Origin of the sequence: Cryptosporangium phraense, assembly GCF_006912135.1 — a bacterium.
Taxonomy (GTDB): Bacteria; Actinomycetota; Actinomycetes; order Mycobacteriales; family Cryptosporangiaceae; genus Cryptosporangium; species Cryptosporangium phraense.
Genome location: NZ_VIRS01000006.1, coordinates 168,196 through 194,020 on the forward strand (window position 1 = coordinate 168,196; position 25,825 = coordinate 194,020).

The 25,825-nt window shown below is 71.3% G+C and carries 24 protein-coding genes; 16 read left to right on the top strand and 8 right to left on the bottom strand.

Annotated features, from left to right (window positions below; genetic code table 11):
* Positions 1 to 6: 6 nt before the first annotated feature.
* From FL583_RS11040 to FL583_RS11070, 7 genes are all read left to right on the top strand, one after another.
* Positions 7 to 1,239, top strand: a complete 1,233-nt coding sequence (locus FL583_RS11040; protein WP_142704477.1) for an MFS transporter — start codon at positions 7 to 9, stop codon at positions 1,237 to 1,239.
* Entirely contained in the window at positions 1,236 to 2,447 is a 1,212-nt protein-coding gene (locus FL583_RS11045; protein ID WP_142704478.1) for an MFS transporter, read from the top strand. Before FL583_RS11040 ends, FL583_RS11045 begins: the two co-directional genes overlap by 4 nt.
* Positions 2,448 to 2,487: 40 nt before the next feature.
* Complete coding sequence (locus FL583_RS11050) at positions 2,488 to 3,360, top strand: SMP-30/gluconolactonase/LRE family protein (RefSeq protein ID WP_142704479.1); 873 nt, start codon at positions 2,488 to 2,490, stop codon at positions 3,358 to 3,360.
* Positions 3,361 to 3,519: 159 nt separating this feature from the next.
* Positions 3,520 to 4,524, top strand: a complete 1,005-nt coding sequence (locus FL583_RS11055) for a chymotrypsin family serine protease (protein WP_142704480.1) — start codon at positions 3,520 to 3,522, stop codon at positions 4,522 to 4,524.
* A gap of 173 nt (positions 4,525 to 4,697) precedes the next feature.
* Positions 4,698 to 5,192: a hypothetical protein gene (locus FL583_RS11060; protein WP_142704481.1), complete on the top strand. Its 495-nt coding sequence runs from the start codon at positions 4,698 to 4,700 to the stop codon at positions 5,190 to 5,192.
* Between the two features lie 15 nt (positions 5,193 to 5,207).
* On the top strand, positions 5,208 to 8,207 hold the full coding sequence (locus FL583_RS11065; RefSeq protein WP_142704482.1) for a M12 family metallopeptidase: 3,000 nt from the start codon (positions 5,208 to 5,210) through the stop codon (positions 8,205 to 8,207).
* Between the two features lie 5 nt (positions 8,208 to 8,212).
* The gene (locus FL583_RS11070) at positions 8,213 to 8,896 is read left to right on the top strand and encodes a response regulator (protein WP_142704483.1); all 684 of its coding nucleotides are present in this window, start codon (positions 8,213 to 8,215) and stop codon (positions 8,894 to 8,896) included.
* Between the two features lie 57 nt (positions 8,897 to 8,953).
* Here FL583_RS11070 and FL583_RS11075 read toward each other — a convergent pair whose 3' ends face one another.
* The gene (locus FL583_RS11075; protein WP_170323591.1) at positions 8,954 to 10,366 is read right to left on the bottom strand and encodes a DedA family protein; all 1,413 of its coding nucleotides are present in this window, start codon (positions 10,364 to 10,366) and stop codon (positions 8,954 to 8,956) included.
* Between the two features lie 380 nt (positions 10,367 to 10,746).
* Here FL583_RS11075 and FL583_RS11080 point away from each other — a divergent pair, with 380 nt between their 5' ends.
* Together FL583_RS11080 and FL583_RS11085 are read left to right on the top strand one after the other, a co-directional pair.
* A complete protein-coding gene (locus FL583_RS11080; protein ID WP_142704485.1) occupies positions 10,747 to 12,234 on the top strand; it encodes a C40 family peptidase in 1,488 nt (495 codons plus the stop codon).
* A gap of 9 nt (positions 12,235 to 12,243) precedes the next feature.
* Complete coding sequence (locus FL583_RS11085; RefSeq protein ID WP_142704486.1) at positions 12,244 to 13,098, top strand: DUF4037 domain-containing protein; 855 nt, start codon at positions 12,244 to 12,246, stop codon at positions 13,096 to 13,098.
* Here FL583_RS11085 and FL583_RS11090 read toward each other — a convergent pair.
* Positions 13,055 to 13,249, bottom strand: a complete 195-nt coding sequence (locus FL583_RS11090; protein WP_142704487.1) for a hypothetical protein — start codon at positions 13,247 to 13,249, stop codon at positions 13,055 to 13,057. The two genes, FL583_RS11085 and FL583_RS11090, sit on opposite strands and share 44 nt — an antisense overlap.
* 147 nt (positions 13,250 to 13,396) lie before the next feature.
* Between FL583_RS11090 and FL583_RS11095 the strand changes: the two genes are divergently transcribed.
* From FL583_RS11095 to FL583_RS11105, 3 genes are all read left to right on the top strand, one after another.
* On the top strand, positions 13,397 to 14,647 hold the full coding sequence (locus FL583_RS11095) for a sensor histidine kinase (protein WP_142704488.1): 1,251 nt from the start codon (positions 13,397 to 13,399) through the stop codon (positions 14,645 to 14,647).
* Positions 14,635 to 15,294 (top strand): response regulator, encoded by a 660-nt coding sequence (locus tag FL583_RS11100; protein WP_142704489.1) that lies wholly within the window; start codon positions 14,635 to 14,637, stop codon positions 15,292 to 15,294. Before FL583_RS11095 ends, FL583_RS11100 begins: the two co-directional genes overlap by 13 nt.
* A 70-nt stretch (positions 15,295 to 15,364) precedes the next feature.
* Positions 15,365 to 16,258 (top strand): CPBP family intramembrane glutamic endopeptidase, encoded by an 894-nt coding sequence (locus tag FL583_RS11105; protein WP_142704490.1) that lies wholly within the window; start codon positions 15,365 to 15,367, stop codon positions 16,256 to 16,258.
* A 12-nt stretch (positions 16,259 to 16,270) separates the two neighbouring features.
* On the opposite strand, the gene FL583_RS11110 is transcribed toward FL583_RS11105, so the two are convergent.
* Complete coding sequence (locus tag FL583_RS11110; RefSeq protein ID WP_142704491.1) at positions 16,271 to 16,555, bottom strand: hypothetical protein; 285 nt, start codon at positions 16,553 to 16,555, stop codon at positions 16,271 to 16,273.
* 349 nt (positions 16,556 to 16,904) lie between these two features.
* On the opposite strand from FL583_RS11110, the gene FL583_RS11115 reads away from it, so the two are divergent.
* A complete protein-coding gene (locus FL583_RS11115; RefSeq protein ID WP_142704492.1) occupies positions 16,905 to 17,924 on the top strand; it encodes a Scr1 family TA system antitoxin-like transcriptional regulator in 1,020 nt (339 codons plus the stop codon).
* On the opposite strand, the gene FL583_RS42880 is transcribed toward FL583_RS11115, so the two are convergent.
* A complete protein-coding gene (locus tag FL583_RS42880; RefSeq protein WP_142704619.1) occupies positions 17,887 to 18,135 on the bottom strand; it encodes a DUF397 domain-containing protein in 249 nt (82 codons plus the stop codon). The two genes, FL583_RS11115 and FL583_RS42880, sit on opposite strands and share 38 nt — an antisense overlap.
* Positions 18,136 to 18,455: 320 nt before the next feature.
* On the opposite strand from FL583_RS42880, the gene FL583_RS11125 reads away from it, so the two are divergent.
* A complete protein-coding gene (locus FL583_RS11125; RefSeq protein ID WP_142704493.1) occupies positions 18,456 to 18,764 on the top strand; it encodes a hypothetical protein in 309 nt (102 codons plus the stop codon).
* A gap of 11 nt (positions 18,765 to 18,775) precedes the next feature.
* Here the strand turns inward: FL583_RS11125 and FL583_RS11130 are convergent, their stop codons facing one another.
* A complete protein-coding gene (locus FL583_RS11130; protein ID WP_142704494.1) occupies positions 18,776 to 19,960 on the bottom strand; it encodes a serine hydrolase domain-containing protein in 1,185 nt (394 codons plus the stop codon).
* Positions 19,961 to 20,094: 134 nt separating this feature from the next.
* Here FL583_RS11130 and FL583_RS11135 point away from each other — a divergent pair, with 134 nt between their 5' ends.
* Together FL583_RS11135 and FL583_RS11140 are read left to right on the top strand one after the other, a co-directional pair.
* Positions 20,095 to 21,483: a sensor histidine kinase gene (locus FL583_RS11135; protein ID WP_142704495.1), complete on the top strand. Its 1,389-nt coding sequence runs from the start codon at positions 20,095 to 20,097 to the stop codon at positions 21,481 to 21,483.
* Complete coding sequence (locus FL583_RS11140; RefSeq protein ID WP_142704496.1) at positions 21,480 to 22,202, top strand: LuxR C-terminal-related transcriptional regulator; 723 nt, start codon at positions 21,480 to 21,482, stop codon at positions 22,200 to 22,202. Before FL583_RS11135 ends, FL583_RS11140 begins: the two co-directional genes overlap by 4 nt.
* 28 nt (positions 22,203 to 22,230) lie before the next feature.
* Here the strand turns inward: FL583_RS11140 and FL583_RS11145 are convergent, their stop codons facing one another.
* Genes FL583_RS11145 through FL583_RS11155 form a run of 3 tightly spaced genes read right to left on the bottom strand, consistent with a single transcriptional unit; the run spans position 22,231 to position 25,743 of the window.
* On the bottom strand, positions 22,231 to 23,502 hold the full coding sequence (locus FL583_RS11145) for a glycosyltransferase family 2 protein (protein WP_142704497.1): 1,272 nt from the start codon (positions 23,500 to 23,502) through the stop codon (positions 22,231 to 22,233).
* Positions 23,492 to 24,451: a polysaccharide deacetylase family protein gene (locus tag FL583_RS11150; RefSeq protein ID WP_142704498.1), complete on the bottom strand. Its 960-nt coding sequence runs from the start codon at positions 24,449 to 24,451 to the stop codon at positions 23,492 to 23,494. Before FL583_RS11150 ends, FL583_RS11145 begins: the two co-directional genes overlap by 11 nt.
* The gene (locus tag FL583_RS11155; protein WP_142704499.1) at positions 24,451 to 25,743 is read right to left on the bottom strand and encodes a nucleotide sugar dehydrogenase; all 1,293 of its coding nucleotides are present in this window, start codon (positions 25,741 to 25,743) and stop codon (positions 24,451 to 24,453) included. Before FL583_RS11155 ends, FL583_RS11150 begins: the two co-directional genes overlap by 1 nt.
* Positions 25,744 to 25,825: the final 82 nt, after the last annotated feature.

A 25,825-nucleotide genomic window follows, 5' to 3' on the forward strand; every position in this document is an offset into this window, starting at 1 on the left:
CGAGATATGAAGGCAGGTTCGACGCACGTGCGCCGCTATGTAGAACTCTGGCGCCTACCGTCGGCCCCGCTGCTGATCGTCGCCGGAATCATCGGCCGGTTACCAGCCGGCATCGCCCCGTTGGCGTTGCTGCTGTTCCTGGCCGACCACACCGGCTCGTACGGAGTAGGCGGGGTCGCCGTCGGCATCTATGGACTGGCCACCGCGGCCGTCGCCCCGATGCTGGGCCGTTACGCCGACCGACGCGGTTTCACCGCGGTCCTGGTCGGCACCGGGGTTGCGTACCCCGCCGCCATCGCCGTCCTCGTGTTCACCACTCTGGCGGACGCTCCGCCGGTGCTGATCTACCTGGCCGCCGCGCTGGCCGGCGGGATCTTCCCGCAGCTGTCCGCCGCTCTCCGGGCGATCTGGACCGACCTCCCGGGCGCCGGGAACGTCCGGCAGACCGCGTTCGCGCTGGACGCGATCGCGCTCGAGGTCGTCTGGATGATCGGACCCGTGCTGGTCGCGACCGCGGTCGCGGTGGGCTCCTCGACCTGGGGGCCGGCCGTCGCGCTGCTCGGCTCGGGCGCGTTCGCTCTGGTCGGGTCGCTGACCGTGGCGCTCTCGCGGGCCGGCCGACGCTGGCGGCCGCGCGCGGCCCAACCGGGCGACGCCCGGCGCAGCCCGCTGCGGGCCCGGGGCATGGTCCCGGCGCTGATCGCCGCGTTCGCGCTGCTGTTCGGCACCGGCGCGATCGAGGCCGCGATGGCCGGGCTCGCCGACGACCAGGGACGCCCGGCGATGGCCGGTGTGCTGCTGTCGATCTGGAGCGTGGGCAGCGCGCTCGGCGGCCTCTGGTTCGGCGCGCAGCGGTTCGCCGCGCCGATCGTCCGCCAGTACCGCTGGACGCTCGCGCTCTGCGCGCTCGGGTTCGCGCCGCTGGCGTTCCTCGGCAACGCCTGGCTGATCGGGCTGGTGCTGTTCCTCGGTGGAACCGCATTCGCCCCGGCCATCACGCTGCAGAACACGCTGATCGCCGCGCTGGCCCCGACAGGCAGCGTCACCGAGTCGTTCACCTGGCTGTCCACGGTCACGTACGCGGCGGTGGCCGCGGGGACCGCGATCGGCGGCCTGCTCGTCGACCGGCCCGGCGGGGTGTTCGCCGCGTTGCTGCTGGCCGCGTTCACCGCGGTCGTCGCCTGGGCCACGGCCGCGTGGCCGGGCACGGGTCTCTACGCGAAGAAGGTGTCGGCGTGAACCGGTACGCCGAGGTGTGGCGACTGCCCGGAGCCAAGTCGCTGTTGATCGGGAGCATCCTCGGCCGGTTGCCGGTCGGGATGGCTCCGCTGTTGCTCGTCCTGCTGGTCGAGGGCGCGACTGGGTCCTACGCGGCGGCCGGCGTCGCCAGCGCCGTCTACGCGGTCGCGAACGCGATCGTCGGGCCGGTGCTCGGCCGGATCGCCGACCGGTTCCGACCGGCGCCGGTCCTCGTCGGCACCGCGGTGGCCTGGCCGCTGGCGACGGTCGCGGTTCTGGTGGCGGTGGCCGCCGGGGCGGCCGCGCCGGTGCTGTGGGCGGTGTCGGCGCTGCTCGGCGCCTGTCTGCCGCCGCTGACCGCGACGGTGCGAAGCGTGTGGGCCGAGATCACGGCCGGCACGCCCCTGCGCGAGCCGGCGCTGGCGCTGGAGACGACCGCGTTCGAGTTGGTGTTCGTGCTCGGGCCGATGGTCGTGGGGGCGCTGGCGGTGTTCACCGCTCCGGCGGTGTCGCTGGTCGTGGCCGCGGTGCTGGCCCTCGGTGGCACGCTGGCCGTCGCTGCGGGCCGGGCGACCCGCGGCTGGCGGCCGGAGACCGGCCGTCCGGTGGCCCGGGGCCTCGGCCCCGCGGTCGCGCTGGGGATGCCGCTGCTGCTCGCGGTCTCGTCCGGCCTCGCGTTCGCGTTCGGCATCGTCGGGGTCGCGATCCCGGCGTTCGCCGCGGAACGCACCGGTGGGGACGCCGACGGGCTGGCCGGCCTGTTGCTGGGCCTGTGGGGTGTCGGCAGCGTGACCGGTGGACTCTGGTACGGCACCCGGCAGTTCCGGCGATCCCTGCCGACGCAGTGGGCGCTGGCCCTCGGCGCGGTCGCGGCCGGGCTGGCGACGCTGGCGCTGGTGCCCTCGGCCGGTCTGATGGCGGTCGCGCTGCTGGTGGGCGGGCTGTGCCTGGCCCCGGCGCTGACCGTGGAGAACGCGCTGGTCTCCCGCATCGCGCCGGCCGGGATGGTGAACGAGGCCTACACCTGGGTCGCGACCGTCGTGTTCGCGGCGTCGGCGGCCGGAGCGGCGGTGGCCGGCGTGCTGGTCGAGCAGGAGTCCGGCGTCGCACTGGCGTTCACGCTGGCCGCGCTCACCACGGCCGCCGGTGCGGTCGCCGCCGCGATCCCGCGCAGCGCGCTGCGGAGGGTCAGCACCCGGACGGCATAGACGAGACTCGTTCGGTTACTGCTTGAATGCGGAACGTCGAATGGTGGAGGTGGATGTGCGAGCCGAGCAGGTCACGGATCCGTGCACGGAGCATGGCGAAGGGCCGGTCTGGGACACCGCGGGCGGTGTGCTCCGCTTCGTCGACATGCTGGCCGGCGCGGTGCTCACGTTCGACCCGGTGACCGGCGGCGTGACCCGGAGCGCGGTGGCCGACGTCGCCGCCGCGCTGCGTCCGCGCCGTTCGGGAGGCTGGGTGCTGGCCACCGAGCGGGGTTTCGCGCTGCTCGACCCGGGTGACCTGGAGGCGCCGGACGACGCCGCACCGGTGTGGATCGAGGCGTTCACCGATAAAGGCATCCGGATGAACGACGGAGGGTGCGACCCGCAGGGCCGCTTCTACTGCGGCACGATGGCCTACTCGCAGGACCCGGGGCTCGGCACGCTCTACCGGCTCGACCCCGACCAGAGCGTGCACGAGGTCGTCGGCGACCTGACGGTCTCCAACGGCCTCTGCTGGACGCCCGACGGCGAGAGCGCGTATTTCGTCGACTCGCCGACCAAGCGGATCGACGTCTGCGCGTTCGATCCGAAGACCGGCGAACTGCAGGACCGGCGGCCGTTCGTGACGATCACCGACGGCCTGCCGGACGGGCTCACGGTCGACGCCGACGGCGGGGTCTGGGTCGCGCTCTACGGAGCGGGCGCCGTCCACCGCTACGACCGGCACGGGACGCTCGACCTGGTCGTCGAGGTGCCGGTGAGCCAGCCGACGTCGTGCGCGTTCGTCGACCGGGACCTGTTCATCACGACGACCAGGGAGAACCTGCCCGAGGGGGCGGAACCGGCGGCCGGCGCGCTGTTCCATCTGCGGCCGGGCGCACGGGGTGTTCCGCCGCTGGCGTTTGCGGGTTAGCGTCGGCGGGGTACCAAAGTTGGCCGGTGTCCCGGCCGGACGGGCGGTGTGCCCGGAACGGCGGGGCAATCGGCACTGTCGCGCGGGTCAGCGGGCCCACCAGGGTGGAGAACAACCAAGTCGCCGGGGCTCGGTTCTTCCCCTGAAGGGACACGTCAGATGCTCCCGCAGGTCGTCCGCAGTGAGTTCCTGCCACTGGTGGAGACCCAGCTAGCGTTCCAAGACACGTTGCTGAGCCGGCCCAACGTCGTGGGGGTCGGCCTGGGCCACAAGTACAGCCGGGGCATCAACACCGGCGAGCGGGCGATCACGGTGCTCGTGCACCGGAAGGTCGATGCCCGCTACCTCGCTCCGAAGGCGATCATTCCCCCGGAGCTCGACGGCGTCCCGACCGACGTGCAGGAGGTCGGGATGATCCGGGCCGGCGGCGGCCCCCAGCCCTGGGCCGACCGCGGTGCCGCCGCCGCCATGGGCGTCGGCCCGTTCCAGCTCGGCCAGCGCGTCCGCCCGGCGTTCGCCGGCGTCAGCGTCGGCCACTACCGCGGCAACGCGGGCACGTTCGGGGCCGGCTGCTTCGACGCGTTCCCCAAGCCGGGTGAGCCGGGCCGCTACTACATCCTGAGCACCAACTACGTCCTGGCCGATACGAACGGCGGCATCGCGGGCGATCCGATCCTGCAGCCGGCGCTCGTCGACGGCGGCCGCTACCCGGCCGACGTGATCGGCAAGCTCGTCCGGTACGTGCCCATCCAGTTCCACGACGGACCGTCCAAGCCGCTCAACTTCGTGGACGCGGCGATCGCCGAGGGCCTGCACGACACCGACCGGCGCGTCTACTGGGCCGGCGAGGTCAGCGCGCTCAACGCCGCGCCGAACATCAACGACACCGTCCAGAAGTGGGGACGCACCACGAACTTCACGACCGGGCACGTCCTGGCCGTCAACGCCACCGTCGACGTGCACTACGACGGTGGCCGCATCGCCCGCTTCGGCCAGCAGATCATCACCACGAACATGTCGGCCGGTGGCGATTCCGGCAGCCTGGTGACCGACCCCGACGAAGGGGCGGTCGGGCTGCTGTTCGCCGGCTCGGTGCGGGTGAGTGTGCTGAACAACATCGTCGCCGTCCAATCGCTGCTGGGCGTCCGCGTCACCGAGGGCTAGCGCAATCGAGAGAGCTGGGGGGCTTGTGAGGGCTGTCGTCCTCCGGGAGGAGCCGGGATCCGAGGGGGATCTCGGCTTTCTCTCGTGCCCGCGGAACGTTCCCCCGTGGCCCGGCGCTGCGGTACAACCAGCGCGACAGCATCCATTTCCCTCCACAGTGCAGAGGATTGACAGTGACCACTGAGACCTCGACGCCGACGTCCACGGAGACCGTGTTCGTCATCGATGTCAACGACCGGTTCGCGCACCTGTTCACCAGCGTGCCCGACCTGCTCGGCACGCACGAGAAGGGCCACGTCGAGCCGCCGCGCGGGCTCGACTTCTTCGACCAGGACGGTCGTCGTCTGGCGCCGGTGTTCGACGAGTGCTGGCAGCTGGTCGGTCTGGTCGAGACCAACGAGGAGCCCGACCCGCAGGCGATCCAGGCCCGGCTGGCCGCGGTGTTCGCGTTCCTGGCCGAGTACACGTCGGGTCACCCGACCGAGATCGCCGACGACTACGGGCTGAGCGTCGACGAGGCGCTCGGCGAATTACCGCAGCTCGCCGGCAAGTCCCTGTCCGACAGCATCGCGGCTCTCGGTGGCGTCACGCACTACCCGGCCGACGCCGGCACCGAGCAGAAGGACCCGGGCAACTGGTTCCACAACCTGATGCACAAGATCAGCTGACGAAACGGTAACCGGATGCGCATTCCCGCCCTGTCCAGGCTTTCTCCCCGCAGCGTCGCGGGGTTGCTCCTCGTCGTCCTGGTCGTCGTCGCCGTGCTGCTCGGGCAGTTCGACGGCGGTACCGACTCGAGCGCCGGCCCGGTGGGGATCAGCATCGCGATCGCCATCTCCTGCACGGCGCTGGGGGTGCTCATCCTCGTCGCCGTGCCGCGGCATCTGGTCGGCCGGCTGCTGCTGGCAGCCGGCGCCAGCGCCGCCGTCGGCACCGTCGCGGTCAGCTGGACGCGCTGGGAGCCCGTCGCCTGGCTGAGCCAGTGGACGTGGTGGCCGGCGTACGGACTGCTGTTCCTGGCATTGTTGTTCTTCCCCGACGGCCGATCAGCCGGCCGGGGCTCGCGCGTCCTCGCGGTGACGCTGATCGCGTTGACTGCGCTCAGCTCGATCGTGCTGGCCGTGGCCGCCCTGGACGCACCCCGGACGCTGCTGAGCGCGGCCGACGTGAAGCTCGATCCGCAGACCAAACTGCTGGTGCGGATCTTCGCGGCCGGCGTCTTCCTGACCGTGGCCGCCGGCATCGGCGTCCTCGGCACGCTGTGGGCCCGCTGGCGCCGGGCCGACACCGACACCCGCCAGCAGCTCGCCTGTCTGCTGCCCGCGGTCGTCCTGCTGCTGCTCGGGTGGGGTCTGTCGTTCTTCAACCTCGACGGCGCCTACATCCTGGCCGCGGTCGCGGTCCCGCTCGGGATGACCGTCGCGATCATGCGGTACGGGCTCTACAGCCTCGACCGCGTCCTCAACCGGACGCTGGTGTGGCTGGTCATGACCGCGCTGGTCGTGGTCGGGTTCGTCGCGATCGTCACCGTGCTCCGCGAGGTCGTCATGCGGAACACGTCGGCCGACTCGATCTCGCTGGTCACCACCGGCGTCATCGCGATCACCTACGCGCCGCTGCACCGGCGGGTGCAGCAGGGCGTCAACCATCTGCTCTACGGCGACCGGCACGACCCGTACAAGGTCATCACCGAGCTCGGCGACGTGCTGGGGCAGACCGCCGAGCCGAACGCGGTGCTCCCGCTGCTCACCGGCACGATCGCCAACTCGCTGCAGGTCCCGTACGTGGCGGTGGAGGCCGAGGAGCCGCACGGCGCCCGGCTGCTGGCCTGGTACGGCCGGGTCGGGTCGAACGTCCAGGCGTTCGACATGATCTCCCGCGGTGAGCACATCGGACGCCTGCTGGTGTCCCCACGAACCGACGGCGGGCACTTCTCGCCGCGCGAGACGCAGCTGCTGACCGACATCGCGCTGCACGCCGGGGTGGCCGTCGAGGCCGGTCGGCTCACCCGCGACCTACAGGAGTCGCGCGAGCGGCTGGTGCGGGCCCAGGAGGAGGAGCGTCGCCGGCTGCGTCGCGACCTGCACGACGGGCTGGGGCCGAGCCTCACCGGGATGTCGATGCAGGTCCGGGCGGCCCGCAAGCTGTCCGGGCCCGGGCGGGTGCGTGACATCCTCGACGCGCTCGCCGGCGACCTGGCCGCCTGCACCGCGGAGGTGCGTCAGCTGGTCGACGAGCTACGTCCGCCCGCGCTCGACCGGGGGCTGGCCGTCGCGCTGCGCGACGAGTGCCGCCGGTTCGACAGCAACGCGCTGTCCGTGCAGCTCGATCTGCACGACGATCTCGGTCGGCTCCCGGCCGCGGTCGAGGTCGCGGCCTACCGGGTCGTCGCCGAGGCGCTGAACAACGTCGCCCGCCACGCCGACGCGCGCAACTGCGTGGTGAGCGTCCGGCGCGGGCGTGATCTGACGATCGAGATCACCGACGACGGCAAGGGCATCGCGGGTCCGGTGCGGGCCGGGGTCGGGCTGGCCTCGATGCGCGACCGGGCCGGCGAGCTCGGTGGCGAGTGCGAGATCCGGGCCGCGCAGCCCCGGGGCACCACGATCCGCGTGCACTTCCCGGCGGCGTCGCTGGTGCTGATGGAGTCGGCGATCCCGCTCCCGCCGACCGCGGCCGACGCCCCGGCGCTGGCCTCGGTGGCGCCCCCGGCCGTCTCGGCCGCGCCGACTGCACCCGTGCGGCTCTGGCCCGGGGGAGTGGTGCCGTACGAGGTCGCCCCCGACGTCGGCCCGAACGGACGGGTCAGCGAAGCGATCGCCCACCTGGAGAGCAAGACGTCGATCCGGTTCGTCCCGCGGACCGACGAGCACGCCGACCACGTCCGGTTCGTGCTGGCCGAAGACTACGCGTCGCAGGTCGGCCGGGTCGGTGGGGAGCAGCACATCGAGGTGCAGGCCGAGGGCGAGATGGGCCGGGTGCTGCACGAGATCGTGCACACGCTCGGGCGCTGGCACGAGCACTGCCGCACCGACCGCGACCAGTACGTCTCGATCCTGTGGGCGAACATCGCGCCGGAGTCGCGGCCGAACTTCCTCATCCAGGCCACCGGGCCGGAGGAGGGCCCGTACGACTACGAGTCGATCATGCACTACCCCCGGGTGGCGTTCTCGGTCAACGGCGAGCGGACCCTGGAGACCCTCCAGCCGGTGCCCGCCGGCCTGCCGGTCGGCCAGCGCCGCCAACTCTCCGACGGCGACTGCCGGGTGATCGAGCGTCTGTACGCCGACGCGTCGGCCGCCGTGGAGCCGGCTCCGGTCGGCGCGTCGCCTTCGGAAGACGAGGTGTCGGGTGCGTTGCGGCTGCCGTCGAGCGTCCCGGCCGCGACCGCGGCCGCCGTCCGGATCGCGGTCCGCGACACGACGACCACCGCCAACGCGATGCGTCAGGTCGGCGAGACCGTCCTGACCGACGTTCCGCTGGTCGCGGGCGGTCAGGTCCCGTTCCGGGTCCCGGTCGACGGCGTCGACCCAACCGCCGTCTACACGCTCGAGGCCCATGTGGACGTGACCGGGGACGGCGCGGTGGCGGCCGGCGATCTCCTCACCGCCCGGGCCTGCCCGGTGCTGACCAACGGGGCGCCTGTGGAGGCAGTCGCCGTGCCGATGACGAGCGTGGTGTGATTCCGATGAGCGCATGGGCGTTCCAGGGCGGAGGCACACCGGTGGAAGAGCCGAAGCGGGTCCTCATCGTCGACGATCACCCGGTCGTGCGGCGGGGCCTGAAGGTGATGCTCGAGGACGAACCGTGGGTCAGCGAGGTCGCCGAGGCGGCCAGCGTCGAAGAGGCCGTCCGGGAGGCGATCACCTGCCAGTCCGACGTGATCGCGATGGACGTCGTCCTGCCCGACGGCGACGGCGTGGACGCGACCCGGCGGATCCTCGAGGCCTGCCCGGACGCGGCCGTGCTGATGCTCACGATGGCCGACGACGACGACATCGTGGCCAAGGCGCTGAATGCGGGTGCTCGCGGGTTCCTGCTCAAGGACACCGACCCCGACATGGTGATCGACGCGCTGCGCACGGTGGCCAGCGGTGGCGTCGTACTCGGGCCCAGAGTCGGCCCGACCGTGCTGACCGCGTTACGCCGGGCCCCGGCCGTCCTGCCGCCGCCGTTCGACCAGCTGACCACCCGGGAGCTGGAGATCGTCAACCGGCTGGCGATGGGCGACACCAACGCGCAGATCGCCCGCCACCTCAACGTCAGCGAAAAGACGATTCGTAACCAGATGTCGGCAGTTTTCAACAAGCTCAACGTGAGCGACCGGGTGCAAGCTGCCCTACTTGCGAGGGATGCCGGGATTTTGCGGTAGCCGCCGGGCGTTTCTGCCTGGTGGAAAGGGAAACCCCAGGAGTCCGCAGCACGAAGGTCAGGAGGTCACGACATGTTCGAGCTGCACTGTGGAGAGTGTGCCCAGCCGGGTGCGTTCTCCGACAATCGGGCCGAGGTGGAAGCCCTGGTCGGTATTCACAACGACCTCGTCCACCGGGGCAGCCCGGTCGCCAAGCTCCGCCGCCGGCGATTCGGGCGCCGTCTGGCCGCGTGACGTGACGGTCCAGGCCGCGACGAACACGCCGGCCCAGGCCAACCCGATCAGCAGCGCCGCGGCCGTGCTGCTGATCGTCCCCCAACCCAGGTAGACGCGTCCGGCCGCGAGCAGGACGACGACCGCGGTGCCGGTAGCCACGACGATTCCGGTGCGGGTCCGCTTGCGGGCCAGCGTCCAGGTCGCCAGCGCGATCGCCGTGGTCGACACCGCGTGCTGGGTGGCGAACAGGTTGTCGCTCCGGCCGACGTGCTCGGCCAGGTTGATCAGCGCGGTCAGGATCACCAACGGCACCACCGCGCCGCCGGCCGCCAGGACGCCGAGCGGATCGCGGTGGCGCCCCGACCGGACCGGCCGGATCAGCACCAGCGCCGCCGCGGCCGCGACGACGGCGTAGGACGGCGTCGCGATCAGCACCGCGGTGACGATCGGGACCGGCCAGCTGACCCGGTGGGCGTCCAGCAGCGTCGACACCGGTTCGTCGAGCCGGGGCAGGCCGGCGGTGTGCACACCGGTCGCGACCAGCACGGTCAGCAGCGCGCCGACGATCGTCAGCGCCAGGGCCAGCGCGGTCGGCGGGAGCCAGCGGCCCGATCGGTCACCGATGACCCGGGCGAGCAGCCGCGCGGGCCGGTCCGGGTGCCGCCCCAGCCACCGGCCGGCCAGAACCCCGGCGATCAGCGCGGCCCCGAGTAGCACCATCCCCAGCGACGCCGGCCCGACCGCCGCCGACACCTGCCGGTACGAGCTCCCGGCCAGGTAGCCGGCGCCGACGAAGAACCCCGACCAGAGCACCCCGGCCGGGACGCTGTGGACGAGGAACCGGCCCGGCGCGACCCCGCCCGCTCCGGCCAGGCGTGGCACCAGCGTCCGGGCTCCGACGACCCAGCGCGCGGCGAACACCGCGCGGCCGCCGTGACGCCCGAGTAGAGCGGATGCTCGTTCGGTGGCGCGCTGGAGGCGCGCCCAGCGGCGTCCGAATGACGTAGTTGCCCGGCGGCGGCCGAGCGCGTACGCGGTCGCGTCTCCGAGGATCACCGCAACCGTCGCGGTCGCGATCGACAGCGGGAGGTTCAGCAGGCCGGCCGAGGCGAGGAAGCCGAGGCCGAGCGCGGTCGAGACGCTGGGGAGGACGATTCCGGCCAGCAGAGCGGGTTCACCGGCCAGGATCAGCGCAGCCAGCACCACGACGAGCGGGGCAGGCAGGCTGAGGATTCCGTCCAGAAGGGATTGCACTTCGCCAGGTTCCCGTCGGCCCGGCGTGGGCCGCATCGGGGAGGTCCCTAGCGCTGACCCTGAGGTCCGTTCAGCCGTGCTGCATCGTGGATCCCGCCTTCGTCTGTGCGTTGGTGACTGGCGGTACAGACACGGCTACCAGCGGGAGATGGTTCGCGGCCTTGGGCGTCGCCGGCCCCGCCGAGGTCGGCGAACTTAGGAATTTGCGGATTTAGAGCCGTTTCAAGGTGCGTTCACCGTCAATTGTGAGAACGATGGAAACGTAGGTCGCGTACGAGCCCTCCGGGAAGGACGTGCGTTTGTCGGGATCTGGGGTTTCGCCGTTAGCCGGGTGGTCGCTGTCCCGCCTGGTCAGCGAGCCACGGATCGGACGCTGCGGTGTGGCCGCCGCAACCGGCCTGCTCACGGCCGGGCTGGTGCTCGGCCCGGCCGCCGGAGCCGTCGCCGCACCGCGCACCCCGGAACCGCCGACCACGAAGTCGTCCGCACCCGCGACGCCCGCGCGTAACCTCGCGGAGCTCGTCCGGCAACGCCAGAGCGCGGCCGAGGCCGTGGCCGAGCGTCTGGAGGAGGCGAAGGGGCAGTTGGCCTCGGCGCAGGCCACCGGAGCGGCCGCGGCCGAGCGTCGGGCGGCGGCGAGCGCGCGGGTGGCCGCGGCCCGGTCGGCGGTCGCCTCCTGGGCCCGCAACTCCTACATCGACGCCGCCCGGGGTACCGACGGACTGCCCGCCGACCCGCGCGAGCGGATGTTCGGCCACGTCGATCCGGACGCGAGCGCCGCGCAGGCCGAACTCGACTCGGCCGTCGCCGCCGAACAGGAGGCGACCAGCGACGAAGCGGCCGCGACCGCGCTGGCCGACACCGCGCAGAGTCAGGTCACGTCGCTCGGCGCGGAGCTGAAGAAGCGCTCGGCCGAGATCAGGTCGCTGCGCGCGGGCAAGGAGCACGTGCTCGCGGCCGAGGAGGCCGACCAGGAGGCGGTGGACGCCGCCCGGTCGTCGGAGTACATCCGCGACGCGCAGGGCGTGGCCGGGAAGGCGGCGCTGGCCGCGATCGAGTTCGCGCTGGCGCAGCGCGGCAAGCCGTACGAGTGGGGCGCGGAGGGGCCGAACCGGTACGACTGCTCCGGGCTGGTGCAGACCGCGTACGCGGCGGCCGGGATCTCGTTGCCGCGGACCGCGAGGCCCCAGTTCCGGGCGACGACGATCGTGGACACGACCGCGTTGTTACCGGGCGATCTGCTGTTCTTCGCGACCGACAAGTCGAACTGGGACACGATCCACCACGTCGCGATCTATCTCGGGCACGGGAAGATGCTGCACGCGCCGACCGAGGGCGATGTGGTTCGGGTGGCGCCGGTCTGGTGGGCGGAGTTCTATGCGGCTACCCGGGTGGTGCCGGGTGGGGACGGGAAGATGCCGGCGCCCTTGCCGCTGCCGGCTCCGGCGCCGAGTTCGTCGCCGTCGCCGTCGCCGTCGGGGAGTCCGAGCAAGTCGCCCAGCGGCAGCCCGAGCGGGTCGCCGTCCGGGAGCGCCTCGCCGTCCGGGAGTCCGAGCGGGTCGCCGTCCGGAAGCGCCTCGCCTTCCGGAAGTGCCTCGCCGTCCGGGAGCCCGAGCGGGTCGGCCAGCGGGAGCCCGAGCGGGTCGCCGTCCGGCAGCGGGTCGCCGAGCGGCGCTACCCCGAGCACGTCGGCGTCGGCGGGGCGGTCGCCCTCGCCGAGTAGTTCGAAGTCTCCTTCCGCCGCCGGATCCGACCCGCCGAAGAACGGTGCCTGCGTCCCCGTTTCGCCAAGCCCCAGCGCGTCCCGATCGCCGTCGGCGTCGCCGAGCCCGACCCCATCGGGAAGCCCGACCCCCGACCCCTGCTGAGATGCAGGGGTGCTGACCGACCGGAAGCTGCAGGAGATCGCCGACCGGCTCGTCGGGGTGCCCGGCATCGCCGGGGTGATGCTCGGCGGGAGCCGCGCCCGCGGCACCCACGCCGACGATTCCGACGTCGACCTCGGCCTCTACTACCGGGCTCCGCTCGACGTGGACGCGCTGGCCGCGCTCGCCCGTGAGCTGGCCGGCCCGGGCGCGGAGGTCACGCGGCCGGGCGAGTGGGGGCCGTGGGTCGACGGCGGCGGCTGGCTCCGCATCGACGACGTCCTCGTCGACTGGATCTACCGCGACCTCGACCGCGTCACCACGGCCTGGGACGACGCCCGCGCCGGGCGGTACGGGTTCCACTCCCAGGTCGGCCACCCGCTCGGCGTCCCCGACTTCTCGTACGTCGGGGAGATGGCCCTCGGACGGGTGCTGGCCGACCCGGCCGGTGAGCTGACCGCGCTGCGGGACGCAGCGCAGCGGTATCCGGAGGCGCTGCGGGAGCGGATACTGACCCAGGCGCTCTGGGAGGCGGACTTCGCGGTCCTGAACGCCGGCAAGGCCGTCGACCGGGGCGACACCGCGTACGTCGCCGGCTGCCTCTTCCGCGCGGTCGAGCTCTGCGCCCACGCGTTGCACGCGTACGCCGGCGCGTGGCTGATCAACGAGAAAGGCGCGGTGGACGCCGCGGCCGCGCTGCCCGTGGCCCCGCTGGACTTCGCCGAGGTGGCCCACGGCGTGCTGGCGGGGCTGGGACGCGCCCCGATCGACCTCCGCGCGGCCCTGCACACCGCCGGCCTCCTGATCGACGCCACCGCCGCGGCTACCGGCGGCGGACGTACTGGGCGATCAGCGCACCTCCGCTGACCAGCGTGACCAGCCCGAACGCGAGATGGGCGGGAAGATTGTCGCCGAGCGCGGTGGCGGCGGCGTTGCCGATCATGCCGATCGTGAGCAGCACCCAGAGGAGCGGGCGGAGGATCTGCGGGCCGGAACGGTCGGGCGTGGTGTTCGTCATGGCGGTCTCCTTCGTCGGTGTCGAACTCGACGCTAAGGATTACCGGTCCGCCCGCCGATCCCGGCAGCTGTCCACAGGTGGTACAGCAGGCTGTACTCCCTGTGGATAGCCGCCCGTTCGGCTCGGCGACGACCTAGGGTCGGCCCCGTGTCCGAGCAGCAGAACGGTCTGTGGCCCGCGGTCACCCGTGCCTTCGGCCGGGGCGTCCGCGGCGAGAAACAGCTGATCAGGGGGTTCGCCACGGCGTTCCTGGCGCTGATCACGCTGATCGGGGTCGTCGTCGTCGCGCTGGCCGGCGTGGTCGGCGTCGGCCTGCTCGCGGTGCCGCTCGCCGCGCGGGCGGTCCGGTCGGTGGCCGATCGCGAACGCTCCCGGCTGGGCCGGCTGGGCGTCGATCTGCCGTCGCCCGGCCCGGTGCCGAGGGGGCTGCGCGGGGTGCTGGGCGACCGATCGCTCCCGCGTGAGCTGGGGTGGCTGGCCAGCCACGCGACGCTGGGTTTCGTCCTCGGGCTGTTCGGCGTGCTGCTGCCGGTGTTCATCGTGCGTGACCTCACGTTCGTCGCCTGGTGGAAGCTCCCGCCGTCGGATCCGACCGCCACCGCGTTCGGCGTCGGAACCGCGCACACCTGGTGGCAGGCGTCGGCGATCTCGGTGTTCGGGATCGGGTGGGTCGCGATCCTGGTCGGCGTGGTGCCGACGCTCGCGCGCGTGCAGTCCTGGCCGGGGCGGCGCCTGCTGGTGCCGGACCCGTCGGTCGATCTGTCGATGCGGGTCGTCGAGCTCACCGCCACCCGCGCGGCCGCGCTCGACGCGCACGCGGTGGAGCTGCGCCGGATCGAGCGGTCGTTGCACGACGGGAGTCAGAATCGGCTGGTGGCCGTCACCGTGCTGCTCGGCGCGGCCAGACGCTCGCTGAGCCGGAACCCGGCCGAGACCGACGCGATCCTGGAGCGGGCCCAGGAGGCGGCCGAGTCGGCGCTGGCCGAGTTGCGGGCGGTGTCCCGGAGCATCCTGCCGCCGGTGCTGGCCGACCGGGGCCTGGCCGGTGCCCTCACCGGGCTGGCCGCGAACTGTGGCGTGCCCTGCGGGGTCGAGGTCGACATCGCCGGGCGGTGTGCGGCGTCGGTGGAGGCGACCGCGTACTTCGTCGTCGCCGAGGCGTTGACGAACGTGGCCAAGCATTCGGGGGCGAAGTCGGCCGAGCTGACCGCCCAGCTGCGCGCCGGCCGGCTACGTCTCCGCATCACCGACGACGGCAAGGGCGGCGCCGACGCGTCCGCCGGGTCCGGTTTGGACGGGATTCGACGCCGAGTGGAGGCCCACGACGGGACGTTGAGCGTCGACAGCCCGCCCGGTGGCCCTACGATCCTGGCCGTGGAGCTGCCGTGCGGATCGTGATCGCCGAAGACGACGCCCTCCTGCGCGAGGGCCTGGCGCTGTTGCTGAAAGCCGAAGCGCTCGACGTGGTGGCCACGGCCGGCGACCCGGACGAGTTCCTCGCGGCCGTCGAGCAGCACCATCCCGACGTCGCGCTGGTAGACGTCCGCATGCCGCCGACGCACACCGACGAGGGCATCAAGGCCGCGGTAGCGGCGCGCCAGCGCTACCCGGGGTTGGCGGTGCTGGTGCTGTCGGCCTACGTCGAGCAAGCATTCGCGACCGAGCTGCTGGCCGGCGGGAGCGCCGGCCTCGGGTACCTGCTCAAGGAGCGGGTCGGGAGGGTCGAGCAGTTCCTCGACGCGCTGCGGCGGGTCGCCGAAGGCGGCACCGCGATCGACCCGGACGTGGTCACGCAGCTGCTGTCGCGGACGCGGTCGGATCCGCGGCTCGACCGGCTCAGCCCGCGCGAGCTCGACGTGCTGAAGCTGATGGCCGAGGGGCTCGGCAACGCGGCGATCGCCCAGCGGTTGGTGGTCACCGACGGCGCGGTGCACAAGCACATCCGGAGCATCTTCGCCAAGCTCGACCTGCCGCCGGACGACGCGACCGACCGTCGGGTGACCGCTGTGCTGCGGTATCTCGAGAACGTACGGCGGATGGGGTAGCGCCTGCGCTACCTGGGTTGGCTCGGCTACGGGAGTGATCGGGGCCGCCGTCGCTGGTGAGCTTCGAGGCATGAAAACACTGGTTAATCGGTACCCGCTGATCAGCTTCTTCGCGCTGGCGTTCGGGCTCAGCTGGATCGCCTGGACGCCGTTCGTCCTCTCGGACCACGGGCTCGGGCTGGAGCCCGAGTTCCGGTTCCCGTCCGGGCCGGTGGCCCAGCTGGTCGGGGTGCTGCCCGGCGCGTACCTGGGCCCGCTGGCTGCCGCGTTCATCGTGACGTCGCTCGCCGAGGGGCGGGCCGGGCTGCGCCACTGGGCCGGACGCCTGCTGCGCTGGCGGGTCTCGCTGAAGTGGTACCTGATCGTGCTGCTCGGGACGCCGCTGGTGATCCTGGTCGCGTCGCTGGCGCTGCCCGGGGCGTGGGAGCAGATCCGGGTGCCGAGCCTGATGATTCTCGCCGCGTACGTGCCGATGCTGCTCGTCCAGTTCGTGACCACCGCGGCGGCCGAGGAGCCGGGCTGGCGGGACTTCGCGCTGCCGCGCCTCCAGCGTCGCTACGGCCCGGTGTTCGGAACCTGCGTGCTGGGCGTTCTCTGGGGCTGCTGGCATCTGCCGCTGTTCTTCACCGAGTGGGGCGGGTACCCGGACGTGACCTGGGTGCAGCCGGTCGTCTTCGTTGCGTCGTGCGTTCCGCTCAGCCTGGTGATGACCTGGGTGTTCAACCGCACCGGCCAGAGTCTCCCGCTGGTGATGCTCCTGCACGCGTCGATCAACGCGACGTACTCGCTGGTGTGGGCCGAGGTGTTTCCGAAGCTCGACCTGGACCGGGACACGCTGTGGGGGAACCTGATCGGGTCGGTCGCGGTGGCGGCGATTCTGATCGTGGCGACCCGGGGGAAGCTGGGCCTGAGCACGACCGAGGAGCCCGCCGACCGCCCGGCGTTGGCAGCCTCCCCGGCCTGATCCGCTGCGCTCTCACCTCCAGGTGAGAGCGCGGTGATGGTCGTGGCGGGGCCCGTCCCAGAGCTTGAGGACCGACTCCCACAACAAGGCGGCCCAGCTGGCCCCGGCCGCCAGCGCCGCGGCGGTCGCATTGTTGGCGGGCAGGCTGACGCTGATGAGGATCAGCAGGATGATGACGACGATAGCCGGGCGGACGGGAATTCTGTGAGGCGCGGTTTCCACGCACACCATGATCACTTCTTTCTGCTGGACCGGTTCCGATTCGATATCCTCTCTGGACTCCGGCGACTCGGTCACCGGACGCAGCGCCCAAAGAGGTATTAAGCCTTCACGGTGCGCGCGTCTCGAGCAACGCTGAACTGCGCGGGTCGGGGTGAATGAACCAGGGGAAGTCGGTGATTCATCGACTTCGAGGTGTGTACAGAAACTCGACACGTCGCAGTTTCGGTGGTCTAATTCCGCTAGGCGCTCATCGCCAGTGACCCTGATTTCTGGTCTTTCTGCTGGACCGGTCAGGGAGGTGGCCCCCCGGTGCGCAGCTGGGGGGCTGCCGCTTGATTCGGTGGCATTGCCGTGACGGTTGCGATCCTGCGGGCAACGAGTGATCGGGATACCGAGGTATTTCTCGATCAGTTTCCGAGCGCGCATGATCAGGCTTGCGGGTTGCCGTAGCCTCGTACTGACAAGGTGCTACGTCGCGCATTTGGAGGGGGAGATGCCGACCTTGGACCCGGTTGTTCATCGTCGCCGGTTGGGGCATCGGTTGCGCGATTTACGGAAGGGGAGCGGAAAGTCTCAAGAGGACGTGATGCGCGAACTGGGCTGGTCCCGGTCGCGCATCAATCGGATCGAGAACGGCATCCAGGGCATCACCACCGAGAGCCTGGGCCGGCTCCTGGAGTTCTACGGGGTGACCGACGAGGTCGAGATCGAGTCCCTGATGGACGCTGCTCGCAGCACGCGTAAGCAGAGCAGTTGGGGCAGATTCCAACGGTTGGTGTCGCCGGAGTTCTACGCGTTTCTCGCGCACGAGGAGTCGGCTTCGTCCGTTCGTTCCTACCAACCGCTCACCGTGCCCGGCGTCCTCCAGTCGCCCGAGTACGCGGCGGTGGTCACCGGGTGGGGCGGACGGCGGGATCGGGCCGAAGTCCGGGAGATGGTGGAGTTGCGGGCTCGGCGTCAGGACATTTTGTCGAGAGAAGGCCTGGACGGGCACATTCCGTTCTCGTTCCTATTGCACGAGGCGGCGATCAGTTTGGTCGTCGGTGATCGCGATGTCATGCGCGGTCAGCTCCGGCACCTGATCGATGTAGCCCGAGCGCCGAACATCCGGCTTCGAGTAGTTCCCTTCGAATTCGGGATCTTCTCCCACTGGCGACAACCGCACGTGTTGCTCGAGGTCGGCGATCCCCGTGTCGACGATGCGGCGGACGTCATTCTGTATCTCGAGAACCCCGGCGCTGAGGTGCTCATCTCGCAGTCGGGTCGATCGGACCGGGGAACGACCGGAGCGGTTCGACCCGACCCTCTGGTCTGGCTCTCGGACTACACAGACCTGGAGAACGAACTCGGTGGGCCGGACGAGACGATCGCCCTGCTCGAAGCGGCGATCGGCCGACTGTCGAGGCCTAGGCCGGACGGCTCGGACGTGCCTCGGGCGAGTTGACGAACGCCAGAAAGTCGGCGAACTGCGTCGCGGTCATCGACAGGTGGGAACCCGCCGGATCCTTGCTCGATCGAACGAATATTCGGCCCAGTGAAACGCGTACTTCGACGCAATCTCCATCAACGCACCGGCTCGATTTCTTCCACCCTGCGAACACCGGTCGAACAGATGGAGGGATGTGTACGTTAGCTGCACCCGTGGGTGCAAACATTTTGGACGCGGACACCGGAATCTTTCTCGAATTCGGGCAGGATCGATCCAGAGTAGGTATATCAATATCCCGCCGATATGCCTCGAGGAGTTGAGTCGACTCGCGGACGGCGAAATACCGGGCCGCGTCATCTGTGCGGTACGCGGCTAGCACGCGTTCATCCTGGCCCAACGTCACGCAGCGTCCAAATGCCGAGCTAGCGCACTACCTCCGCGAGGCCGAAGACGCCGGCGTCGGGCGCGAGCCAGGTCCTGGGTGGGGAGGCGGCCTTCGATCCGGGGGTCACTCAGCATCCGGAAATGATGGCGTACGGTCGTCGCATGCGCCTCCCGACTACCGCACTGATCACTGCCGGTTCGCTCATCGGCGGCTGGCAGGTCGCTCGCCGGACGGGGGTCCGGCCGCTCGGCGGGGCCGTGCTGGCGGTCGGTGGGGCGGTGGCCGGTCGGGAGTGGCTCCGTCGTACCAGCCCGGCCACCACTGCGGCGCTGGCCGCTACCTACGTCGGGGCGTTCGGGCTCTCGCATCCGCTGGCCAAGAAGATCGGTTCCTGGCCGTCGGTGCTCACGGTGGCCGCGGTGACGGCCGCCGCGTCGTACGCGGCGGCCGACCGACGCACCCCACACTGACCGGCGGTCCGTCAGGCGCAGAGACCGTCCTCGATCAGTTGGAGCGCCACGTCCTGATCGAGCTTCGGCGCCCCCGGCTCCGGCTTCAACGAATCGCTGTTCAGCGACACCACCACGCTCCGCGAACCGTCCTCGGTGACCCCGTTCCGCGTCCGGAACCCCATGATGTCCCCTCCGTGCGACCACACCAGCCCGCACGGCCCCGTGCTCGACATCAACCCCAGGCCGTACCTCGCCCCCGGCCAGAGCACCTCGAACGGCTTCGCCGGCACCGTCTTCTTCATCTCGGCCAACTGGGCCGGCCGCAGCAACTGGCCGCTGAGCAGCGCCCGCAGGAAGCGGTTACCGTCCGACGTCGTGCTGATGATCTCGCCGGCCGCCTCGCCCCAGCTCGGGTTCTGCTCGGTGGCGTCGATCGGCTCGCCATACTTCGGGTCGGTCTCGGTCGCGTCCGGACCCGGGAACCGCTCGTAGCCGACCGCGTGCGGCGACGGCAGCCCGGGCGACGTCCGCGGGAGCGACGTGTTCCGCAGCCCCAGCGGCCGGATGATCCGGCGGTACACCTGGTCCCGCCAGTCGTCGCCGGTGACCTTCTCGATGATCATGCCCACGAGCACGTAGTTCGTGTTCGAGTACTGCCAGCTCGTGCCCGGCGCGAACAGCGGCTTCTGCTCGTTCGACAGCGCGACCAACTGCTTCGGCGTGAACGTCCGGTACCGGTTGGCCTGGAATCCTTCTTCAGTACTGAGGAACGGCATCTTCGCCAGGTAGTCCGGCAGCCCGCTGGTGTGCTGCAGGAGCTGACGCACGGTGATGTGCGCGCCGTTGTTCACCGTCCCCGGCAGGTACTTCTCGACCGGCGCGTCGAGCGCGACCTTCCCCTCCCCGACGAGCTGCAGCGTCGTCGTCGCGACGAACGTCTTGGTGAAGCTGCCGATCCGGAAGTGCGCGCCCCACGGCACCGGCTGCTTCGTCTCCGTGTTCCCGAACCCCGCGCGGATCCGGGTCCGCCCCTGCGGGGTGGAGACCTCCGCGATCACGCCGGGCGCACCCTGCTTCAGGATCGCGTCCGCGTCTGCCTGCAATTGGTGGACGTCCGGCCTGTGGACGTCTTGGCGCGCGGTTGCGTGCGCGCTGGTAGCGGTTGCTCCGAGTAAGGCGGCGGTGGCCGCCACGGTCACAATTAGTCGCTTCATGGGTCGAAAAGCTACGGACGCCGTAGCTCTGAGTCATCGCCCTGAGACGGCAAATCGTCTACCCCGTTGGGGGTAGGCGAGGTTGCCCCGCCCGGGCGAGGCAATTGTCGTAGGCCGCCCCTAGCGTGAAAACCATGCCGGCCAAGACTAGAGCCATCGCGGGTGACGTCCTGCTCGCGGCCGCCCTCACCGCGGTGACGATCAGCGCCGCGGTGTTCCTCCGCCCCGAGACGAACGACGCCCTGACGGTCGTGCTGTCGGTGCTCACCGCGGCGCCGATCGCGCTTCGGCAGGTCGTGCCGATCGTCACGCTGAGCATCGTGCTCGGGGCCCAGTTGGCCCTGACGCTGCTGAACGGCAGCGCGTTCCCCGAGGGTGGGCTCGCGCTGGTGATCGCCGCGTTCACGGTGGCCACGCACTGCCCGCGCCGGGTCGCGCTGACGATGTACGCGCTGACGTTGGTCGTCATCGGCGGGTGCACGATCGCGCTGGCCGGGCGCAGCATCCCGTCCGCGGTGCTCTGGTCGGAGCTGCTCAAGGGCGTGGTGGCGATCGTCGTCGCCGGGGTGCTCGGGCTGAGCACGAAGCGCTGGGCCGAGCGCGCCGAGCGGCTCGCGGCTCGGGCCGAGCGGGCGGCCGCCAACGAGCGGGTCCGCATCGCCCGCGAGTTGCACGACGTCGTCGCGCACCACATGTCGGTCATCTCGCTGCAGGCCGGCGTCTCCCGGTACCTGCTCGACACCGACGTCGTGGCCGCCCGCAGTGCGCTGGCCACGGTCGAGGAGGCCAGCCGAGAAGCTCTCAGCGAGATGCGCCGGCTACTCGACGTCCTACGTCCACAAGAGACCGACTTCACCGACGCCCCCTACGGCGCCGGCCGCACCCACGGCACGGGCGGCCCCAACGGCGCCAGCCGCACCCACGGCACGGGCGGCCTCAACGGCGCCGGTGGCATCCACGGCACCGGCGGCGTCCACGGCACGGGCGGCGGCGCCCCCTACGGCGCCGGCCGCACGCACGGCTCGGGCGGCCCCAACGGCACCGGTGGCACCCACAGCACGGGCGGCGGCGGCCCCGACGGCAACGCCAGGTCGTACGGCTCCGACGACTACGAAAGGTCCGAGAGCTACGCACCCCAACCCGGGCTCGCCGACCTCGACCGGCTGGTCGAGCGCACCCGGGCAGCCGGGGTGCCGGTCGAACTCGCCGTGTCCGGGCCCGTCCGCCCGCTCGCCCCCGGTCCCGACCTCTGCGCCTACCGGGTGGTCCAGGAGTCGCTGACGAACGTCCTCAAACACGCCGGCCCGGCCAACGTCCGCATCGACGTGACCTACGGCGGGAGCGCGCTGACGCTGCGGGTCGTCGACGACGGTCGCGGGTCGGGCTCGGCCGAATCGGGCGGGCACGGCATCCGGGGCATGCGGGAGCGGGCCGAGCTCTACGGCGGGGTGCTCGACGCGGGCCCGCGCGACGAGGGAGGGTTCGGCGTGGTCGCGCGGTTACCGATCGGGGAGGGGAAATGACGGTCCGGGTGCTGATCGCCGACGATCAGGCGCTGATCCGCGGCGGGCTGGTGGCGCTGTTCACCGCGGCCCCGGGGATCGAGGTCGTGGGCGAGGCGGCCGACGGAGCGCGGGCCGTCGAGCTGGCCGCGGAGACGAAGCCCGACCTGGTGCTGATGGACATCCGGATGCCGGTGCTCGACGGAATCGGCGCCACCAGACAGATCCTCTCCGCCGCCTCCGCTGCCTCCTCCGCCTCCGCCGCCGCCCCCGCCTCCGCCGCCTCCGGCTCCGGCGACGCCGCCCCACCCCGCATCATGGTCCTCACCACCTTCGACCTGGACGAATACGTCTACGCGGCACTAGCCGAGGGCGCCGCCGGGTTCCTCCTGAAAGACACCCCACCCGAGCGCATCCTCTCGGCCGTGCACACGATCATGGCCGGCGACGTGCTGATCACCCCGCGCATCACCCAGCGGCTGATCGAGAACTCGTCCCGGCACCATCGGGTCGCGGCCGTGGCCCGGCCGCAGCTCGACCAGCTCACCGCCCGGGAGATCGAGGTGCTCCGGCTGGTCGGGATGGGCCTGTCGAACTCCGAGATCGCCGACCGCCTGGTGCTCAGCGAGGCGACCGTGAAGACGCACGTCAAGCACGTGATGTCGAAGCTCGGCCTGAACAGCCGGGCCCAAGCGGTCGTCGTCGCCTACGAGACCGGCCTGGTAGTGCCGGGCTCATGACGGTACCGGGCTCATGACGGTACCTGGCTCATGAGCGGGTGTACCAGGACGAGTCGCGCAGCTTGGTCAGCGCCCAGTACGTGGCCGGGCGCAGCACCAGATAGCCCAGCAGCGGATACACCAGCGCCAGCCCCCACTGCCCGACGCGCTGTCGGAAAGTCAGGCCGGGCCGGTAGATCGCGTAGACCGCCGTCTGGGTCACCGAGCAGGCGAGCCAGAACGCCACCCCGTGCAGCAGCACCGGGTTGTCGTACCGGAGCGTGAGCGTCACCAGCACGGCCACCATCACGGGCCACAGTGCCGCGAACACCAGCGGCAGCAGGTAGAAGAACACCACGGCCAGCCGCAGGTTGGTCGCCACGAACGGGATGCCCAGCCAGGCCGACTTGCTCCACCGCGTCCGCTGCCGGAACATCCCGCGCGCGGTTGCGGGAAGCTGCGTGGACACGACCGCCTCCGACACCCCGACGACCTGGCCGCGCAGCAGCGCGTAGAACGAGAGCCGGCGGTCGTCGCCCGCGGTGCCCGAGGTGAGGTAGTCGGGCAGGTTGTCGTAGAGCACCGGGGCCCGGTAGAGCGCCAGGCAGCCCGACGTCGGCGAGACGATGCCGAACCACGACCGCAGCATCCGGAACATCAGGCAGCTGGACACGACGTTGATGTCGGTCAGCCGGGTGAGCAGGTTCTCCTGCCAGTTGCGCATCAGGATCATGCCGGTCGCCGCCTGCACGCGCTCGTCCGACATCGCTTCGAGCAGGCGCTCCAGCGCGTCGTCGTCGAGCACCGAATCCGAGTCGACGGTCAGCACGAAGTCGAACTCCGACGGCGCGTAGAGCCGCAGCGCGTGCGCCTGAGCCTCCCGCTTCCCGCCGTTGGGCATCCGCTCCCAGCGCACCAGCGGATCGTCGAAGCCGACCACCGGCACCCGGGATCCGTCGTCGACCACGACGATCTGGTCCGGGAGGATCGTCTGGGCCAGCAACGCCCGCACGGTGGCCCGGACCAGCTCCTCGTCCTCGTTGTAGACCGGGACGACGGCCAGCACCCGGCCGTGCGCGGGCGGCAGGTGCGTGAACGACCGCCAGAAGACGCCGGCTGACAGGTAGCCGAGGATCAGCAGCGCGAACGACGCGAAGAGCACGAGGACGGACACGGGCTCGTGCCAGCCCGCGTAGGCCAGGACGCAGTAGGCCACGAACGCGGCCACCGGCACCAGCGCCAGCGCCCGCCGTCCGCCCCGCAACGGACGCGAACGGCCCCGGAGCCCCAGCCGGGGTGCGCGCAGCGTGTCAACGGACATAACGACGCCCCCTCCGGGACAGGCGGAACACCCCGACCGCGCAGACCGCCACCACGAGGCCGCCGACCAGGACCTGCTCCTGGCCGATCGGCACGTCGAACGGCCGCCAGGCCACCGCGTCCGATACCGCGGCCGGCGCGACCCGATCCGGGGTCGGGGTGCCGACCGAGGGCCGCACCGGGCCGCCGACGACCTGCTGGACGGTCCGCACGACGACGCCCGGCTGCTGCGCGAGCCAGGTCAGCAGGCGGTCGAAGTCGGCGATCGACATGTACTCGTCGCCCTTCTCGGACGCGCACGCCGACGTGCAGAAGCGGTGGAAGATCAGCGGCACCCAGGACGCGCCGGGGTGCTGCAATGCCTGGGTGACGTACTGCTCGACGCCGGCCAGGTGGTCGGTCGTCGACGAGTTGCCGCGTATCCGGAACAGGTCGGCCGGCGGGACCGGGTTGGCCAGCGCACAGTCCAGGCACGACGCGTTCTCGGCGTCGACCAGCCCGGACACGTCGCGCGCGGAGTTGTAGCCGCACTCGGCGGCCTGCCGCTCGTTGTCGGCCGACGGCGATCCGTACGGGTACGCGAAGCTGGTGACGCGGTAGCCGCGGGCCAGCAGCGTCGCCCGGTTGTCGCAGATCTCGGCCTTGGCCTGCGCGTACGGTAACTGGTCGAGGTGCGGGTGGGTGACCGTGTGGCCGCCGATCTCGTTGCCCTGCGCGGCGAGCGCGTCGATGTCCGCCCAGGAGAGGTAGTCGCCGTATCCGACCAGCCCGTTGATGACGTAGAACGTGCCGTTCATCCGGTGCTTGGCCAGCACCTGGGCCGCGTCCGCCTGGGACTTGAACCCGTCGTCGAACGTCAGCGAGACCGTCAGCGTTCCGGGGGCGGCCGACGCCGGCGCAGCCGGCAGCAGCAGGAGCACGAGCGCTACCGCCAGGAGAAACGCCCTCATCAGACGACGACGCGCTGCGGGACCGAGTCCAACCGGTACGTCGCGTCGAGCACCAGCGGGTGGCCGGCCAGCCAGGTCAGGTCCTCGCCCGGGTGCGCGGTGTGGACGAGCACGACGTCGGCCTCGACCCGATCGACCGGAGTGGACTTCAGGTTGCCGTCCACGAGGTGCAGTTCGGCAACGAACGCGTCGGTGAAGCTGACCTCGGCGCCGGCCGCCCGGCACTCGGCGATGATCTCGAGCGCGGGCGACTCCCGGACGTCGGCGACGCCGGGCTTGTAGGCCACCCCGACGACGTGCACGCGCGCTCCGCGCAGGCTGTGCCCACCGTCGGCGAGCAGCTCGGCCAGCCGGGCCACCACCCGTCGCGGACGCAGGGCGATCCCGGTCATGGCCGCGTCGGTCAGCGGCGCGGCGACCCGCCTCCCGCGGAGCTGCCACAGCAGGTAGTGCGGGTCGCAGGGGATGCAGTGGCCACCGACCCCGGGGCCGGGCATGAACTTCATGAACCCGTACGGCTTGGTCGCGGCCGCCTCGACGACCTCCTGGATCGACAGGCCGAGGCTCCCGGCGACGTCGGCCATCTCGTTCGCGAACGCGATGTTGACCGCCCGGAACGTGTTCTCCAGCAGCTTCGCCATCTCGGCGGCCTCGGGCGAGCTGACCTCGTGCAGGCTCGGGCAGGTGCGCCGCAGGATCATGGCCGCGGCCCGGGTCGAATCGGGCGTGATGCCGCCGAGGACGCGGGGAGTCGAGGCCGGGTCGTGGTCGGCGACCCCCGGGTCGATCCGCTCGGGCGAGAACGCGATGTGGACGTCGAAGCCCGGCTCGAAGCCGCGGTCCCGCAGCGGCGTCTCGAGCAGGTCGCGGGTGCACCCGACGTAGGTGGTCGAGGTGAGGATTATCGTCTGCCCGCGGCGCGCGTGCTCCACCACCGTCCGGCAGGCCGCGCCGAGCGCGGTCAGGTCGGGGACCAGCTGCGGGGTGACCGGAGTCGGAACGCAGACGATGACCGTGTCGGCGTCCGCGATGCGGCCGTAATCGGCCGCGCGATCGAATTGCTCGGACGCCAGATGCCGACGTAACCGAGCCAGGTCGGTGGGGAGCAGATCGACGTTTCCGGAATTGATCGCGGTGAGGCGTTCGGGGGAGACGTCGATGCCGATCACCGAGAGGCCAGCGTCCAGGAGTGAGAGTGCCGTTGGTAACCCTACGTAGCCGAGACCGACGACGGCGACCGTCGAACGGCCGGTGCTCTGCTTCGGCTCATCTATAGCCTGAGCTTGGAACATAGGGGTCCCCAGTGACGATGCGGAGGGATTGATGGAAAGCACAACTTTGTGACAGCCCGTTAACAAGCTATCAGCGAGCGAC